This is a genomic window from Terasakiispira papahanaumokuakeensis (genome assembly GCF_001709345.1).
In the GTDB taxonomy this organism is placed as follows: Bacteria; Pseudomonadota; Gammaproteobacteria; order Pseudomonadales; family Halomonadaceae; genus Terasakiispira; species Terasakiispira papahanaumokuakeensis.
Genome location: NZ_MDTQ01000001.1, coordinates 3,239,118 through 3,255,497, shown reverse-complemented (window position 1 = coordinate 3,255,497; position 16,380 = coordinate 3,239,118). Strand labels below are relative to the sequence as shown.

At 50.3% G+C, this 16,380-nt stretch carries 12 protein-coding genes; 8 read left to right on the top strand and 4 right to left on the bottom strand.

Annotated elements, in window-relative coordinates; translation table 11 throughout:
- Positions 1-6: 6 nt before the first annotated feature.
- From BFW38_RS14140 to BFW38_RS14125, 4 genes are all read right to left on the bottom strand, one after another.
- Positions 7-414 (bottom strand): GtrA family protein, encoded by a 408-nt coding sequence (locus BFW38_RS14140; RefSeq protein WP_068999485.1) that lies wholly within the window; start codon positions 412-414, stop codon positions 7-9.
- A gap of 195 nt (positions 415-609) precedes the next feature.
- Positions 610-1,956, bottom strand: a complete 1,347-nt coding sequence (locus BFW38_RS14135) for a DUF1329 domain-containing protein (protein WP_068999484.1) — start codon at positions 1,954-1,956, stop codon at positions 610-612.
- Between the two features lie 85 nt (positions 1,957-2,041).
- The gene (locus BFW38_RS14130; protein ID WP_068999483.1) at positions 2,042-4,024 is read right to left on the bottom strand and encodes a DUF1302 domain-containing protein; all 1,983 of its coding nucleotides are present in this window, start codon (positions 4,022-4,024) and stop codon (positions 2,042-2,044) included.
- Between the two features lie 272 nt (positions 4,025-4,296).
- Entirely contained in the window at positions 4,297-6,048 is a 1,752-nt protein-coding gene (locus tag BFW38_RS14125; RefSeq protein WP_068999482.1) for a fatty acid--CoA ligase, read from the bottom strand.
- 288 nt (positions 6,049-6,336) lie between these two features.
- Between BFW38_RS14125 and BFW38_RS14120 the strand changes: the two genes are divergently transcribed.
- The 8 genes from BFW38_RS14120 to BFW38_RS14080 all read left to right on the top strand — a co-directional run bounded on the left by BFW38_RS14120 (position 6,337) and on the right by BFW38_RS14080 (position 16,311).
- On the top strand, positions 6,337-8,262 hold the full coding sequence (locus BFW38_RS14120) for an autotransporter domain-containing protein (RefSeq protein ID WP_068999481.1): 1,926 nt from the start codon (positions 6,337-6,339) through the stop codon (positions 8,260-8,262).
- A 176-nt stretch (positions 8,263-8,438) separates the two neighbouring features.
- On the top strand, positions 8,439-9,203 hold the full coding sequence (locus tag BFW38_RS14115) for a ParA family protein (RefSeq protein WP_068999480.1): 765 nt from the start codon (positions 8,439-8,441) through the stop codon (positions 9,201-9,203).
- A 403-nt stretch (positions 9,204-9,606) separates the two neighbouring features.
- Positions 9,607-10,716 carry a FecR family protein gene (locus BFW38_RS14110; protein ID WP_139116638.1) on the top strand — a complete coding sequence of 370 codons (1,110 nt, stop codon included), beginning with the start codon at positions 9,607-9,609 and terminating at the stop codon, positions 10,714-10,716.
- 3 nt (positions 10,717-10,719) lie between these two features.
- Entirely contained in the window at positions 10,720-11,403 is a 684-nt protein-coding gene (gene trmB / locus BFW38_RS14105) for a tRNA (guanine(46)-N(7))-methyltransferase TrmB (RefSeq protein ID WP_068999478.1), read from the top strand.
- Positions 11,404-11,539: 136 nt separating this feature from the next.
- A complete protein-coding gene (gene aceK, locus BFW38_RS14100; RefSeq protein ID WP_068999477.1) occupies positions 11,540-13,309 on the top strand; it encodes a bifunctional isocitrate dehydrogenase kinase/phosphatase in 1,770 nt (589 codons plus the stop codon).
- Between the two features lie 99 nt (positions 13,310-13,408).
- Complete coding sequence (locus BFW38_RS14095) at positions 13,409-14,194, top strand: SIR2 family NAD-dependent protein deacylase (protein WP_245686166.1); 786 nt, start codon at positions 13,409-13,411, stop codon at positions 14,192-14,194.
- A gap of 175 nt (positions 14,195-14,369) precedes the next feature.
- On the top strand, positions 14,370-15,407 hold the full coding sequence (locus BFW38_RS14085; RefSeq protein WP_245686165.1) for a bile acid:sodium symporter family protein: 1,038 nt from the start codon (positions 14,370-14,372) through the stop codon (positions 15,405-15,407).
- A gap of 106 nt (positions 15,408-15,513) precedes the next feature.
- Positions 15,514-16,311 carry a tRNA-uridine aminocarboxypropyltransferase gene (locus BFW38_RS14080; RefSeq protein ID WP_084004673.1) on the top strand — a complete coding sequence of 266 codons (798 nt, stop codon included), beginning with the start codon at positions 15,514-15,516 and terminating at the stop codon, positions 16,309-16,311.
- Positions 16,312-16,380: the final 69 nt, after the last annotated feature.

Sequence of the window (16,380 nt, the reverse complement as noted above, 5' to 3'; positions counted from 1 at the left end):
GGTGGGTTAGCGAAAGACGACCCATTTGTATAGGCCATAATTCATCAGCGCAATCGTGATCGAGGTGATGCCCTGAGCGGGAATGACGGCTAATGCCAGCTGATGATGCAGGCCTGCAAACATTAGATTATTGAGCGTCCAGCCTGCCAGTGCCGTAATGGCAAAAATCGGTAAATTACGGGTATGTCCGGCGCTGGCTTGAAAGGTGACGTGATAGTGCAGAACGTAATTCACCAGTGCGCCAGCGAAAGCGCCTGAGGCGGTGGCAATGATGGGGTCTACGCCTAGTCGAATCAGCCCTGCCATTAAAGCAAAATGGACGCCCACGGAGAGAACCCCAGTACCAGTAAAGCTGATCCAGCGGCGTAATTGCTGGCGGGTGATACCCTTTGAAGGGGAGGTTGGTATTGTCATTAGGGGCCATTAATCGTCGGTCGCCAAGGAGCACTATCGGGTTCAGATAAGATAGGCTTAGAAAGGCTGCATCTTAGCGATTCTCTTTTTAAGCGCAACTGTATGTCTCTTGCTTTTCATGAAAAAGCGCTCGATATGAAATACCGAGCGCTTTGCAACTGAGTGCTATGTTGGCAACGGTTTAAGGTGGCGGTATTAACGGCTTCCCATACGGCGTAAGGCGGCTGGAGTATAGTGCGCTTTGCCTGCATCAAAGTCGAAGTTATAGCCTTTCGTGTCGACAATGAGGCCCGATACGATGTAGCGACCATTGACCAAATCATAAATGGTTTCTGCCGCATACCAAGGAATTTTCACATCGTAGAATTGAGCCATATGGCCTTCTGCGACACGCCAGAGGTTGCCTCGGCCATCATAGTGGTCTACAGCGGCCAACTGATAGGTATCTTCATCGAAGTACATGACGCGTTTAGCATAAATATGGCGCTGACCTTCTTTCAATGTCCCTTCTACAACCCACACACGATGCAGCTCATAACGAGTCAGGTCTGAGTTCAGGTGTCCGGGTTTGATGATGTCATCAAGTGATTTATGGGTATCCAGCAGTGCATAGCTGTTATAGGGGATGTACATCTCCCGCTTACCTATGAGCTTCCAGTTATAGCGATCCGGCGAACCATTGAATAAGTCCAGGCCGTCGGAGGTGCGCTGGCCATCGGCTGCGGTACCTGGGCCATCATAGGCGACTTGGGGGGCACGACGCACACGACGTTGACCGGCGTTATAAATCCAGGCACGGCGCGGTTCTTTTACTTGGTTCATGGTTTCTTGTACAAGTAGCACTGTCCCTGCCAAGCGTGAAGGCGCTGTGACTGATTGCAAGAAGTAAAACAACGAGTTCTCTTCCGGGTCAGCCACAAACTTGAATTGCTCCTCCATGGTGACAGGTGTATAGGTACCGTCAGCCAGTGGTGTCGCTAGCGTGACTTCTCGCTCTGCAGAGTTGCCCCGGTAACGTGTTGAGTGGTTCCAGACCAGTTCTACCCCTGTTTTGGGGATCGGAAAGGGCGTGTAATCTTTAAAATGAGTGACCCCATTGCCGCCATCTTCGAGTTCAGCTGTCGTGGCATTGGCTTTGGCGGTGTCATACACCTGTTGCGGATAAGCAGCGGTGCGGTGTGAAGGGTAAACTGGCATCTTGAAGCTATCAGGATATTTTTTGAATAGCGCCAGTTGTCCTGGAGAAAGCTTGTCCTTGTACTGCTCAAGATTCTCAGCCGTGATCACAAATAATGGTTTTTCATCAGCAAAAGGGTTGTGATAGCCCGTTTTGAAGTCGCCTTGTCCTTCTGTCAGGCCGCCATTCCAGGCCGGAATAGTGCCGTCAGCATTGCCCGCTTTTTCTGCCCCCATCGGGGTCAAGCTTTGACCTAATTTGGCCGCTTCATCGGCAGGAACCGCCGCATGGGCCGCGCTTCCCATGAGCCCGAGCGCGAGCAGTGAAGAAGCCAGTAGGTGGCGTTGGAATCGATGTCGGTTCATGTCGTCATCCTTTGTCTGCATCCCGTAGCCCGGTTGATCGTTCCGGGCCTGAATATATGGGCGTATATTGAATCAAGTGCGGAGGTTAGTAATTCATGCCCAGGCTCAGTGATATAAAGTCGCGATCATCTAGATCCCAGTAGTCGGTATCCAGGTAGTCGGTGTAACTTAAGCTGGCCGTATAAGTGTTGAGATATTCTGCGTTCATGGCAAAACCAATGATCTGGCGGCCTTCATAGAACTGACTACCGGGCTCAGGCCCGTAACCTTCTACGTCATGACTCCAGGATAAGGTCGGTTTTAGCGTCAGCCCGCCAATCAGCGCATTGTTGTATTCCAGCTGGCCAACCAATCGATAGCCCCAAGAAAAGTCGGTGACATAACCGTCGTTGCTGCCCCCATAGGAACCGTAAATCGAGGAGCGCCCAAAGCGCATTTCGGAAATGTCCGGCAGGTCGTCTACATAGGTCATGCCGACTTCTCCAATTAGACGCAGGTTGTCGGCGCCCAAGGTTTGGTTGAAGTCATGGATGAAGGTCATCTGCAATTGGCTGACCGGGAACTCGCGATAGCCTTTATCCCAACGGCCTGATTCTAATGCAGCCACATCGCTGGGTAGCGGACGAGAGCCCATGTTCGCGGTGGCATTCGCAACGCCAGCAGCGAGTTGTTGGTTGTAAGCGGCACTACCGGGCGTCAGACCTGCCTGCACCAGCTGAGCCCCTACTGCGGCAGCGGCTTGTTGAGTAAAGAGCGCTGTGGGTGCGCCGCGGACCAGGATATCGTTGGCGTTGACCTGAATCGGCATATTGGGGCGATAACTGAATTCGCCTGACCAAGCCGTTCCGGTGGGTAGCAGTGTGCTGAAGGTGAAGCCGAACAGGTCAATGTTTTCGGGGTAGTTGACCCGGTAACGTGATTGTTCTTCACGACTAAACCCTGTGGGGTTGTTGGCTAACAAGCCTGCAGCAGCAGCGCCATTGGTAGAGTTTTCACCAATATAACCACCGATATAGGGCAGGCGGCTATGATAGTTCAAATAATAGAGCCCAAACTCAGTGCCATTAAGTGCTTCGGCATACCACTTGAGATTGACCCCAAAAGACCCGGTGCTTGAGGCATGCTTTGTGCCTGCTCGGTCAGCCGTGGCGAGGTACTCATAAGGCGTGCCTGAGAAGGTGAATCCGTTGAGGTTTTCGGGATAAGTTGAACCGGTGAAATAGACCGGCCCACAGCCATCTGACACAAAGTCATTGTTCGAGAAGTAGGTGCCGCAAGCATCGGGTCGGACTTCGGCACGTTCAAATTGATAGAAAGCACCTAAGTTCCAGTTGCCGGCTTCATCTAATGAGAGTGAACCCGAGACCAAGCCTACAGGGAGCAGGCCTTCTTTTAATTCTGCCCCGGGCTTACGTAGCGCAGAGACGTCAACGGGGTTGATTACATTCAGGCCACCCTGAATAAATGTACTCTCCCCCCAGTTCAGTACATGTCGACCTACTTTGACTTGGCCCAAGCGCCCGCCAATATCAATATCGCTCCACAAGTAGGCATCCATCACTTCAATGCCGCTTTTGGCATCATCAAAACTATCGGTATCACGCCAGTGGTTGGCTTGGCCGCCATCGGTAGGGCCATCAAGGCCATCTAGCGCTCCGTCATACCAGTAGCGGAACCCGACTTTAGCTCCCATGTTGGGGTAGGACCGGTGGGTGATGTTGAAATCATGGCTACCTTTAAAAATCAGTGAGGTTAAGTCACCCTTATCAAAGTTTTGGTTACCATCATCCGTGTTATTGGTTTGTTGGCCCGGATAGGTTTGATCTCCTCCCAGCGCAGCAGGTCCCCCTTTCACTGAATGGCCTGAGGCGTTCAGCGTGCCTGCTGCAACATAATCATCATTACGCTCTTCCACACGCCAGCTGGCGCCGATGGAGGCGCTGGAGTCGATGCGCACATCAAAACCGCCGGCACTGAATTCGGCAGCTTGAGCATAAGGCATTGTCGCTATCGCGAGGGCTAGCGCGCTCAAGGGCGGCAAGTGCTTCAACCGTGTATTCTGCTCCATGGTCCACCTCAAGTTATTGTTATCTGTTGACTATTGGCGATCAGTCGCGCGATGTGAACAGGGTCCGAGACTGCTCAATGAGTCACTTGTTTGGCTGTTCTGACATCTTACGTTAACGCCATCCTTTTCAACTATGGCAAATCCTTTTCGGGCTGGACATCCGTCAAAAGAGGGAATCATCGCCAGAGTCTATCGACTTGCCATTTTACCGATCTATCATGGCGCTTGCTGATGCGCATAGATATCAATCAAACGTATGATATTAAGATAATTTAGCGGCTAGATAGAAAATTTTCCTCATTCAATCCAGATTCGTTAATCAAGGCGCGGATACGTTTTTTATCTAATTTACCGACACTTGTTTTGGGTATTTCAGTAACAATTTGGTATTGATTGGGGAGTGCCCATTTGGTCAGTCGACCTTCATCGACAAATTGTTTTAAATGTTGACGTAAACTGGAAGCGCTGACGGGTGATTGAGCTTCTGCCGCCATAACGAGTGCAACAGGACGCTCTCCCCATTGCGGATCGGGGATGCCGATGACGGCGACTTCGGCAACGCCCGGGTGCAGGCTGATGAGGTTCTCCAGTTCGAGCGATGAAACCCACTCACCGCCGGTCTTAATGACATCTTTCATACGATCCCGCACCTGGAGCACACCGGTTTCATCAAGCGTGCCGACATCTCCTGTATGCAGCCAGCCCCCTTCCCAGAGTGCTTCGCTACGGGCCTCTTCTTTAAAATAGGTTTGTGTCAACCAGGGCGCCCGCACACAGACTTCACCGATGCTTTCGTCATCATGGGGGAGCGGTTGGCCATCGACGTCCAGTATTTCAAGGTTGACCAAGGGTACGGCGAGGCCCGTGCGACAACGCCAGGGCAGCTGTTCTTCAAATGTGGCCTGTTCAATATGCGCGGGCAGAATAGCGGCTGTGAGCAGTGGGCAGGTTTCAGACATGCCGTAGGCGCTTCGAACATCAATCCCCAGTGAATGTGCTTTTCGTGCCAGCCCTTGGGGTAAAGCAGACCCCCCGATGAGGACTTTCCAATTCGAGAGATCAACCGTTTCTCCGTCGCCGCTGACACGAGGGTGTTCCAACACCATATTCAGGAGTGTGGGCACACAGTGAGAAAAATCGACTTGCTCCGTAACCAGCAATTCGACCAGTGTTTCGGGCTCATAGCGCCCTGGGTAAACCTGCTTGCAGCCCAATAGCGTCGCGGTGTAGGGGATGCCCCAGGCATGCACGTGAAACATCGGTGTGATCGGCATGTAGACCTTGTCCCGGTCCAGCATTTCCATGCCTTTCTGTTGGAGTGTTGAGGCTTCCGTTAAGGTGTGGAGTACGAGTTGGCGGTGGCTGAAGCAAACGCCTTTAGGGTTGCCGGTGGTGCCGGTGGTGTAGAACAGCGTGGCGATGGCATTTTCATCAAATTCAGCAAACTCATAGTGGGTCGACTGTTCACTGAGTAACGTTTCATATTCTCCGCGCCATACATGAGCCAAAGCCTGTGGTGGTGAAAAGGCTGAATCGGAATTCCGGCTTATCATCGGGTCGGTGCAGAATCCCTGGTCGGTACAGAGTATGACGCTTTTGATATCGGGTAGGCGTCCAATTAACTGGCTTATCAAGGGTAAAAAATCATCATGGACGAGTAAGTACTGGTCTTCTGCATGCGCCATGGTGTAGTGAATCTGTTCCGGCGATAGCCGAACATTGACTGTATGCAAAATGGCGCCGAGCATCGGAATCGCAAAAAAGCACTCCAAGTAACGATGACTGTCCCAGTCCAGTACAGCAACGACATCGCCTGCTTTGACGCCCTGCTGACTCAACATATGAGCTAATTGATGAACACGCTGTTGAAACGTGGCATAGCTATGTTGGCATAGGTCGCGATAAACAATGGGATTCTCGCCTGCCATTCGCACGCCTGACGTTAATAGGTCCTTGATCAGCAGGGGGGGATTGTGCGCTGATGGCGTTGGGTTGATCAACCTTGGGCTTAATGTTTGAGCCATGAGTGAATCCTTTGTCATTGGCAATATTCACTGGGAAAGCAACTTGGGTGTTATTCACTATTCAATGCTTGAGAACGATTGCCTATCGCTCTTGCGAGCGGTTTTACTCGAGCCGAAAGGGGGTGTTACCCGGAGTGAGTGAAGTCGTAACAGATCCGAGATGTGGTGTGATTGGAGGGATGCCTTCAATGGCTTTGCCCCTAAATCATCCCAAGGAGGGATGCCGGTTTCGGTCAAAATCATCCTATAGTGAAGATCTAAACAACAATAAGTGCGACAGGAGTCACTATGTCATTGCCTCTGAAACCACTGGTCGTCGGCCTGTTATTGAGCTGCTCTTGGCAAGCTCAGTCTGCGGACTTTTCTCATTTAATTGTTTTTGGAGATAGTTTGAGTGATGCCGGCCAATTTCCTGATGGGACTGATCGTTCCGATCCGAACTTTCTAAGCGGAAAGCGTTTTACTAACCGAACGGGAGCGGACTTCTCTGGACCTTATGCGGAAGTCGCGACCCAGCGTTTGGCGCGGCAGCTAGGGCTCGGTGATTTATTTCCTTCGACTTCGCCTGTTCGGCAAGCGGTGGGGTTGGAGGATGGGACCGACTATGCCACTGGCGGCTATACCACTGCTCAGATATTAAGGTCTATTCGTGAGCCTGGTGGTTCTGTGGTGGCTGCGCCAGACGGTACGATTTTAAGACAGCGTGATGGTTATTTGGTCTCTTCACCAAAGGCTGACCCCGATGCACTTTATTATTTGAATGGTGGTGGCAACGATTTCTTTAATGGGGTCATTACTGGTGTGAACTCCGCCCAAGAATCGGCAGGCCGTCTAGTGCTGGGCGCTAAAGCGCTTGCTGATGCCGGTGCTGAGACATTAGTTGTCTCAGATCTGCCAGATGTCAGCCAGACCCCCGCTGCTGCGGGATCTCCTGCCTTAGCGGCCGCTAAGCCCTTAGTGCAGGTGTTTAATGCGGCTTTAGGCCAGGGGTTGGCGACGTTGAATCCCCGGCTACAGATTTTACGCCTGGATACGAATCGTTTGTTTGATGAAGTGAAAGCCGATCCCGCTCGATTTGGCTTTGCGACACCCGATATGTTCTCGGCCGGTGAGCAACTGGGCAATGTCTGTTTTGATGGTCGCGATGGCAGTTGCCAGACGTCGACGGACTTTGGGGTGACTCAAGCGACGGCAGACCCAGATCAACTCCTTTTCTATGATGGTGTCCACCCCACTGCTCGAGCGCAGCAAGTGTTAGCGGATCAAGCTTACTCTTTCTTCACTGCCAGCGATGAGCTTTCTTTGTTGACTTACTTCAATCAGCAAATCCTGAGCCATGATCAAGGGGCGCTCTATGATGAGCTTGAGATGGGACGCTCTCTATCGACTGGAGATTGGCAGCTTTTTGCCCGAGGCGCCAAGCAAACCGTCAATACCGGTGATGGATATGCAAATGCCCGAGCTGAGAGCGATGATGATCATTTGATGATCGGGGCACTATATCAATACTCAGATACTGTCACTTTGACGGCGGCCCTGTCTCATCAGAATGCGGATCTTGATCTGAAAAACTCGGGATCTGATTATGATATTGAAGGACAAACTCTGCATCTTGGCGGGCAATACCGTTGGTCTATCTTCGCGCTTGAAGGTCAGTTGAATTATGGTCAGCAAGATGTTGATAGCGCGAGACGTTTGGCGTTGGGTGTGAGTCGTCGCACTGAAACAGGCTCAACCGATGCCGAAAGCTTAGGGGCGGCATTAAGAATCAAAATGAACTTGGTGTCAGACCAAGGTGATCGATTGATGCCTTATGTGGGCGTTAAGTATCTCAAGAGTCGTGTTGATGGGTTCAAAGAGGATCAGCTCACGTCGACCAGCCTTGATTATGAAGATTTCGATAATGAAGCGTGGCTAGGTGAAGTGGGGCTTGGATTTCGCCAGTCAGGGCAGCATGGCGTGATTGCCGATATTGCATGGCTCAAGCCATTACAGCGTGAAGCGACAGACGTTAGCTTTAGCCAGCAAAGCTATGGAGGCCAAGCGGATACCCTGACTTTTGGGGGCTATAAAATGGAAGATGAGTCGGTTAGAGGTCAACTGGGTTACTTTGTGAACCTGTCATCTGGCGTTCGACTGAATGCGGCTTATCATTATTGGTTTGCAGATGATGATCAAAGCAGTGTGTCTGTGAGTGCTGCTCTGACGTTCTAATCATCTGTTGAGGGGGATGGGGTTCAGAGCCCGTGTGTTGTGTCATTGGGCTCTGAACGTCAGATCGCTTTAACGCTCAGGCTTGGTTGAAGATATGTTGAGCTTTGTTCCTGGGATCGCTTAGACTGGATCTTGCAGTGCAGCATTTACGCTTCGTGCTCATAAGGGAGATGGCTATGCGTCGGGTGGTGTTCAATCAAAAAGGTGGCGTTGGAAAATCGAGTATCACATGTAATTTGGCGGCAATTGCGGCAGCTAAAGGAACGCCCACGTTGGTGGTTGATCTTGACCCTCAGGGGAATAGCAGCCATTACTTGTTGGGGCAGCCGGTTGGTGCGCTGAGCCCTACGCTGTGGGATTTCTTTGAGCAAACGTTGTCACTGAGTAATGGTCGGCAGTCCCCCCTCGATCTAGTGCATAAGACCCCTTTTGAGAATCTCTATGTACTGCCTGCTCATCCGGATCTGGAGAGTTTGGAATCCAAGCTGGAATCACGCTATAAAATTTATAAATTAAAAGAGATGCTTGAAGTTTTGGAGGACACTTTTCCTTCTATTTGGATTGATACGCCGCCCGCCTTAAATTTCTTTTCTCGCTCCGCACTGATTGCAGCCTATCGCTGCTTGATTCCTTTTGACTGTGATGCTTTTTCTCGTCAGGCACTTTTGAATCTGACAACTTCGATTGATGAGTTAAGGGCTGATCATAATCGTGATCTAGAAGTCGAAGGCATCGTTGTGAACCAGTTTCAAGCACAGGCCCGCTTACCGCGTGAGCTGATTGAAGCTTTGCGCGCAGAGGGGCACCCCGTATTGCCCGTGGCGTTAAGTAGCTCAGTGAAAATGCGGGAATCTCATCAAGTATGCCGGCCTTTGATCGACTTGGTGCCGAAACATAAGCTGACCCAACAGTTTGTTGAGCTATTTGAGTCTCTCACTTAATACTTTAATGAGAGGCTTTTTAGTGTTGGTTTTCCATTCATGCCGATATCCTATTCATGTGGATCCCCTACGCTTACTGAATGATGGCTGATCATTGGAATGGATATGAGATATTCTGATGGGCCCGTCACGGCGATAGCTGGCCGTTATCATGAATTGAATTGTTACCTCAGTAGGCGATGTTTTTTCGGTCTGTGTCAGGAAAAAGTCACTCACCTCTGCCCCTGTTCCAAGCATGTGGTTATACTGTGCGCCAATGTACATCGCTAAGGGGCGTCGCTAGGCTACAATGTTCTAGCTTAATCTCCTCGTTATGTTGCTGACTGTCTCGGTTCGACAACCTTTTGTGCAAAGGCTCGCTCGATATATTGTGCGTATTGATTTGTGACTGATGGAAGGTCCCATGCTTGAATGTGTAGTGTCTTTTTTGGCCAGTCTCCAACTTGGAGTTCAACATAAATTGAGACGCCTTTATGCAGATTCGAGCCCTCAAGTTGCGCATGTGGTGAAGCTTTCTTCCTCTGATACTGCTTTATTTACGGGCCCTCGACTGGTTGCTGTGGCGCATCTGCTGGCACTTATCGTTATGCCCTTTGCAGTGGTTCAAGCTGCGCCGGAGTCAAAACTGTCAGAATGTGAGTCCCCTGTGGCGGTGCTTGATAGTGTCGATGGTCAAGTGCGTGTTCAGCTGTCAGATAGCCCTTTCCCTAAAGTCCCGACTCATTTGCCAAGAAATCTCTGTGCGGGTGATCAAGTTCATGTCTCCGATAACAGTCGTGCTCGGATTCATCACCAGGATCAAAGGGCTATTGTGGCTGCGGGTAGTGTGGTTGTTCTACGTTCGGCACAGGCGATGGAGGTTCAAAAAGGCGCCGTGTTGTTGGATGCCCCGACACCGCATCAGACTTATCAGATGATGACGCCTCGCGTGATTGTGAGTATTGATCGTGCGCATTTACTGGTGCGGGCTGAAAACGATCGTGAAGATGTCACTGTTTTGCAGGGGCAAGCAGCCGTTCAGCCTCGAGAAGGCCTATTAGCTTATTATCTTTGGTCTCCCCGGGCGGGGGATGGTATGACACCGCCTGAAGGGGCTCAAGTGATTCATCCTCAGCCTCAGCCTAAAGTGGTGGCTCAAGCTACAGTGGTAGCTCAAGCCACAGTAGGGGCGCCGCCGGAAAGCAATGATTCACAAACTGACCTCCAGGATGATCAGTCCGTGGAGGGATCGGCAGAAAAAGACAACGCATCGCCGCTATCAGGTCAAGAAAAACCGCCGAAATCGATCAATATGTTCCGGAGTCGGATGATGCAATCTTTCGCTGATTTCAAGGCTCAAATTCAAACGCAATACATTGATGATCGTCGCCAGGTTCAGGTGTCTGCAGGGCATCAGCTGGTACTGGGCGGAGATTTGCCCCAGCTAGAAGGTGTTGAGTCGGTACTGGATCCTGGCTTGAAACGATTAGCTGATTCGTTGTCACAGTGGTTGACCAGTCAGGCGCAGTCATAAGGTATGGATCGTTCTTCAGTTGTCGGTGATTCTCGCTCGATTCAGAGCAATCAGCAGGGGCCTCATGAGCGCTTGCTGGATATTGTGAAGCGTCATCAGCAGCACCCTTTTCGCAAACCGATTGCGGCTTTTAATCAGGCCGCTTTTGAGCATGCAAGCCAGTGGCGTCAGCAGAGGCCGCAAGCGCCTCTGATCCTCGATGCGGGCTGTGGTGTTGGTGTGAGTACACGTCAGCTGGCGCTGCAATTTCCTGAGCACTTAGTGATAGGCGTTGACCGTTCAGAAGATCGCTTATCACGACGGTTAGGCACTTTACCTGAGAATGCACTGCTGGTACGTGCAGACTTGGTCGACTTCTGGCGTTTGGCTGAGCAAGCGGGTTGGCAGCCTGAGCGTCAGTATGTGTTGTATCCCAATCCTTATCCCAAGGCCTCTCAAGTGAAACTGCGTTGGCATGGGCATCCTGTTTTTCCCTCGATGCTGACTTTAGGCGGGCGCTTGGAAAGCCGTAGCAATTGGCTGTTATACCTTGAAGAAATGGCTCTGGTTCTTGAGTTCATGGGGCATTCGCCTGTTGAGCTCTCTCGTCTGCCTGAAACACAATTGGCGGCATCCCCTTTAACGCCTTTTGAGCGTAAATATCATTTAAGTGGTCAGCCACTTTGGCAACTCTGCATTAACCTTTGATCATTGCGCCTGATGTACTATACACGCGTGATCTAAGGTTAAAGTTGTAGTGCTGCGGCGCAAAAATCACACTAAGCTGCTCTTGTAACGGATGTGCTTGCGATTGAGTTCATGCACGAGAGAGAGGTTTAAGGTGATGTCCAATCCCCGCGCAGAATTGCGCTCCCCTGTGCAGCAAATTGCTCAGTTGATCCTCAATGGTTTTGATGATTATCGATTTCGTTTCAGGCAAATTACGGAGGATGCCCAGGAACGTTTTGAGCAGGCTCGCTGGCAAGCGGCTCAGCAAGCTTCTGCTGATCGTATTGATTTGTATGAGATCAAAGTCGCTCAAGTCGTGGCCGCACTTCATGCTCAGGTCGCCCCTTGCTATTTACAGGATGTTAACCACTGGCCTTTAGTGAAAAGTGCTTATATTGCAGCGATTGAACATCGCTTGGATGATGAGTTGGCCGAAACTTGGTTTAATTCGATTTATTGTCATGTTTTTGGCCATGATGGTATTGCCGATGCCGGGATGTTTGTACACTCCACACGCTGCCAGCCTCGCCGGGTATCACGTATCAATTTAACTCGACGATACCATCCGCTCTCTCGCCAGCACGGCCTGGATTTGCCAGGAATGATGGGCCGAATCTTACAGGATTATGCTTTTGATGTGCCTTATGAGGATCTCAACCGAGATCTAGCGTATATCGTGCATTACTTACACACGCAATTGCCGGATCATTTGTTTTATAATCCTCATATTTGTATTGAATTATTAGAGTCAGTGTTCTATCGCAATAAAGGGGCTTATTTAGTTGGGCGTCTGATGACCGATACGGAAGTCTTCCCCTTCGTGCTTCCGCTTCTTCATCGAGAGGGGGGGGGTATTTATGTGGATACCCTGATTACTGAAGAAGATGAAGTCTCGATTATTTTCTCATTTACCCGCTCGTACTTTATGGTGGATGTGCCCGTTCCGGCTGAGTTCGTGGATTTTTTGCATGAGTTGATGCCGGGCAAACGTTTGGCTGAACTTTATGCTTCAATTGGTTTTTATAAGCATGGCAAAACGGAATTTTATCGGGATTTATTAAATCATCTAGCCGATACAGAAGATCGTTTCATCATGGCTCCGGGTATCCGCGGTATGGTCATGAGTGTGATTACGCTACCTGGGTTTAATGTCGTCTTTAAAATGATTAAAGATCATTTTGCGCCGCCAAAAGAGGTCAATAAAGAAACGGTCGAAGAAAAGTATCGACTAGTGAAACGGCATGATCGCGTTGGCCGCATGGCCGATACCCAAGAGTTTTCCAACTTTCGCTTTCCTGTTGAGAAGTTTGAGCCCGAATGCTTGCGTGAATTACTGGAAGTGGCCCCTTCTTGTGTTTCGGTTGTTGAGGACTTTGTCATTATTCGGCATGTCTGGACCGAACGGCGAATGACGCCCTTGAACCTATACTTGGATTCTGCAGATGAAGAGGAGTCCCGAGCAGTCATCAATGATTATGGCAATGCCATTAAACAAATGGCGGCGGCTAACATCTTTCCTGGCGATATGTTGCTTAAGAACTTTGGTGTAACACGCCATGGCCGAGTTGTCTTTTATGATTATGATGAAATCAGTTATCTCACTGATATGAACTTTAGAAAAATTCCCCCTCCGCGCTTCCCTGAAGATGAAATGGCGAGCGAGCCTTGGTATTCGGTAGGCCCGCACGATGTTTTTCCAGAAGAGTTCCCGGTTTTTTTATTCAGCGATATCGCCATGCGTCAATTGTTTACTGAACTTCATGGGAATTTATTCGATGCAGAATATTGGCAAGTCATGCAATCACGCTTAAGCCAAGGGCAGGTTCTAGATGTTTACCCTTATCGTCGTAAAAGGCGCTTTGATGAAATGTCTAAAATTGCGTGATATGACGCCTGCCTTAGATCATCAGATGGGCGTTAGATGGTATGACTTCACCATTGGGCACAGTAGAATCAGGGCCTGCTCATTTGACGGGAGAAGGGCATGTCCAAAACATCATGGATGCCATCATCAGAGGCAATGAAGGGGCGCCATCTGGTTGTATTGACCGGCGCCGGGATCAGCGCTGAGAGTGGGCTGAAAACGTTTCGTGCTGAAGATGGCCTTTGGGAGAATCACCGGATTCAGGATGTGGCCACGCCTGAGGCTTGGGCGCGTGACCCTAAGACTGTACTTCGTTTTTATAATGAGCGCCGCCGCCAAGCCCATCAGGCCCAGCCCAATGCTGCTCATCGTGCATTAGCCGCGTTGGAGTCGACGTTTCAAGTCAGCATCGTCACTCAGAATGTAGATGATTTACATGAGCGGGCGGGATCAACACGGGTGATTCACTTGCATGGCGAGCTGGATAAAGCTCGGTCAACGGGGGCTCCTGAGCGGGTTTATCAGCTGAATGGTCAGGATCTTCAATGGGGTGATCAGTGTAGTGACGGGCATCAATTACGGCCCGATATTGTTTGGTTCGGCGAGAGCGTGCCGATGTATGAGGTGGCGGAATCGGTTGTAAAAGACGCTGATTTTTTACTGGTTGTGGGGACCTCTCTACAGGTTCAGCCGGCGTCTTGGCTCGTTGAAGTCCCCCCTGCCTCAGTGCCTCGCTTGTGGGTTGATCCTGCTGATATCACGCCGAGTGCGGGCATTTTGCATCTTCAGGAAAGCGCGACTCAAGGTGTCACTTACTTGGCCGATTACTGGTTGACGCGCGATCAGCTTGTGATGCCTCCATTAGGGCTTCATGCGACAGCGCACCATGATGAACTGTGGCGATGAAGGTTTTTTAGTTGAACGCTTTTTGACTGAGCGCTTTTTAACTGAACACTATAGCGTACGTCTTACAGACTTAAGCGGTGACCATGTGATACGGAATGAGATCATCAAGCCCGGTGATCTCATATGGGTCATCAGCCGCAGGGGGTCGCCCTATCGTTAAGGATAAAAACAGCCCATGAATATGCTGAAAAAACTCCATCTCTGGTTCCCTGTGCTCGCAATTGTCTTTGCCTCTTTAGCTTATGGTCTACCCCACTTGTTAACGACTCCGCTATTGATTACATCGGGGAGCGTTCAGTCTGTACTGTCTTTTCTTGGCTGGGGACATTGGCAGGGTGAGAGCAGTCAGTTATGGCTGTTGGCCCCTAAGGATATGATTGTTCCTCTGTTATCATTGATCATGTTTTGCATGGGGTTAACATTAACCCCTGCAGATTTTGTCCGTGTTGCACGCCGACCGATGTGTGTTGCCGTTGGGGTTGGGCTACAGTTTTTGATTATGCCTTTGGCGGCTTGGGGTGTTGCATTGTTGTTGAATCTACCGGATGACCTCTTGATTGGCATGGTCGTTGTCGGGGCGACAGCAGGCGGAACGGCCTCTAATGTGATGGCGTGGTTGGCCGGTGCTAATGTCGCTTTGTCCGTGACAATGACACTCACCTCGACGTTGGCTTCTATCGTGGCAACACCACTCCTGACGGCTTTATATGTGGGGCATACGGTTGATGTGCCGCTTCTGAGCATGATGACGACGATTGCCTCTATTGTGTTGGGTCCGATTGTGCTCGGTATGCTTTTTAACCGCTTATTTAATCGTTGGGTAAGTGAAAATGAGGTGGTATTGGCGTGCGTGTCCATGTTGGCGATTGTTTTGATTATTGGGATTGTTGTGGCCTTAAACCAGCAACGTTTAGCGGTGATGGGCTCCGCATTGATCCTTGCGGTGATGCTACATAACAGTATCGGATTATTTTTGGGATATCGGTTGTCTCGGTTATTAGGGATGGCCCCTTATGATGCACGGGCGATCGCCATTGAAGTCGGCATGCAAAACTCAGGTTTGGCCGCAGCACTTTCCGCTAAGCTTTTTGGCGTTGGTTCAGCCCTGCCAGGAGTGTTGTTTAGTGTTTGGCATAATATTTCGGGGAGTCTCTTGGCCGGTTATTGGGGGCGCCGTCAGCAGATGAAGCGTCAATTGTCTGAAATTGACTAACGGGTGTTCAGCATTGGGGGCGCGGCGACCACGACGCCAATGCTGAGACTGGCTGTTTATCGTTGAGCACAGTAGACTGCGGCTCCCGTTTTTGCGTGAGCCTGATATGTGCGATTCAGCGATACCCTCTCAAGAGTTTGACCAGAAACTATCTTCGGCTGAGCATCAGATTCGTGCGATTGCATTGGCCGACCAAGAAGCTAAACGAGCTCAAGCTCATTCGCGGCCATTTCTGGCTCGCGGGAGTGCTGCGATACGCTGTTCTGCTTGTCGCTTACCTGCGGCTCAATGTATTTGTGCTTATCGAGTGGAGACACAGAGTTACGCCCAATTCTGGGTCATTATGCACCCTGAAGAGGCTTATAAGCCGACCAATACGGCGCGTTTGATTGGCGATGTATTGCCTGACACTCGTTACTTTGGTTGGTATCGCACCGCTCCCGATGCTGAACTTTTAGCGCTCTTACAAGATCCCCGTTATCAACCTTTTATCATCTTTCCGGATGATCAAGAGGATGTGAAACCGCGTGTCCGTGAATTGGATTTGAACACGCTCGGTGAGCGCATTCCTGTGTTTATTTTACTCGATGGCACCTGGCGTCAGGCGCGGCGTATCTTCCGTAAAAGCCCTTATTTAGCGGATATTCCTGTACTGCCTCTGCATCATGAAATGAAAATACGTTATGCCTTGAGAAAGCCTGCATCTGAAGCGCATTTGTGTACAGCTGAAGCTGCGATGAGCTTACTGATGCTCAGTGGTGACCATCAGGCCTCCGAGGTGCTCAGTCATTACTTTGACGTCTTCAATCTTCATTATGCTGCCGCTCGGCGACATCAAGCGCCTGGCTTAGCCGCGCCTATGCGGTGGTTGCTTGATTATCGGCAAAACAATACCTCAACATAAATCTAATTAACCCGTTTGACGATAAGCTGGCATATAAGATGCAACGTTAAGTCATCATCTTCCTGATGA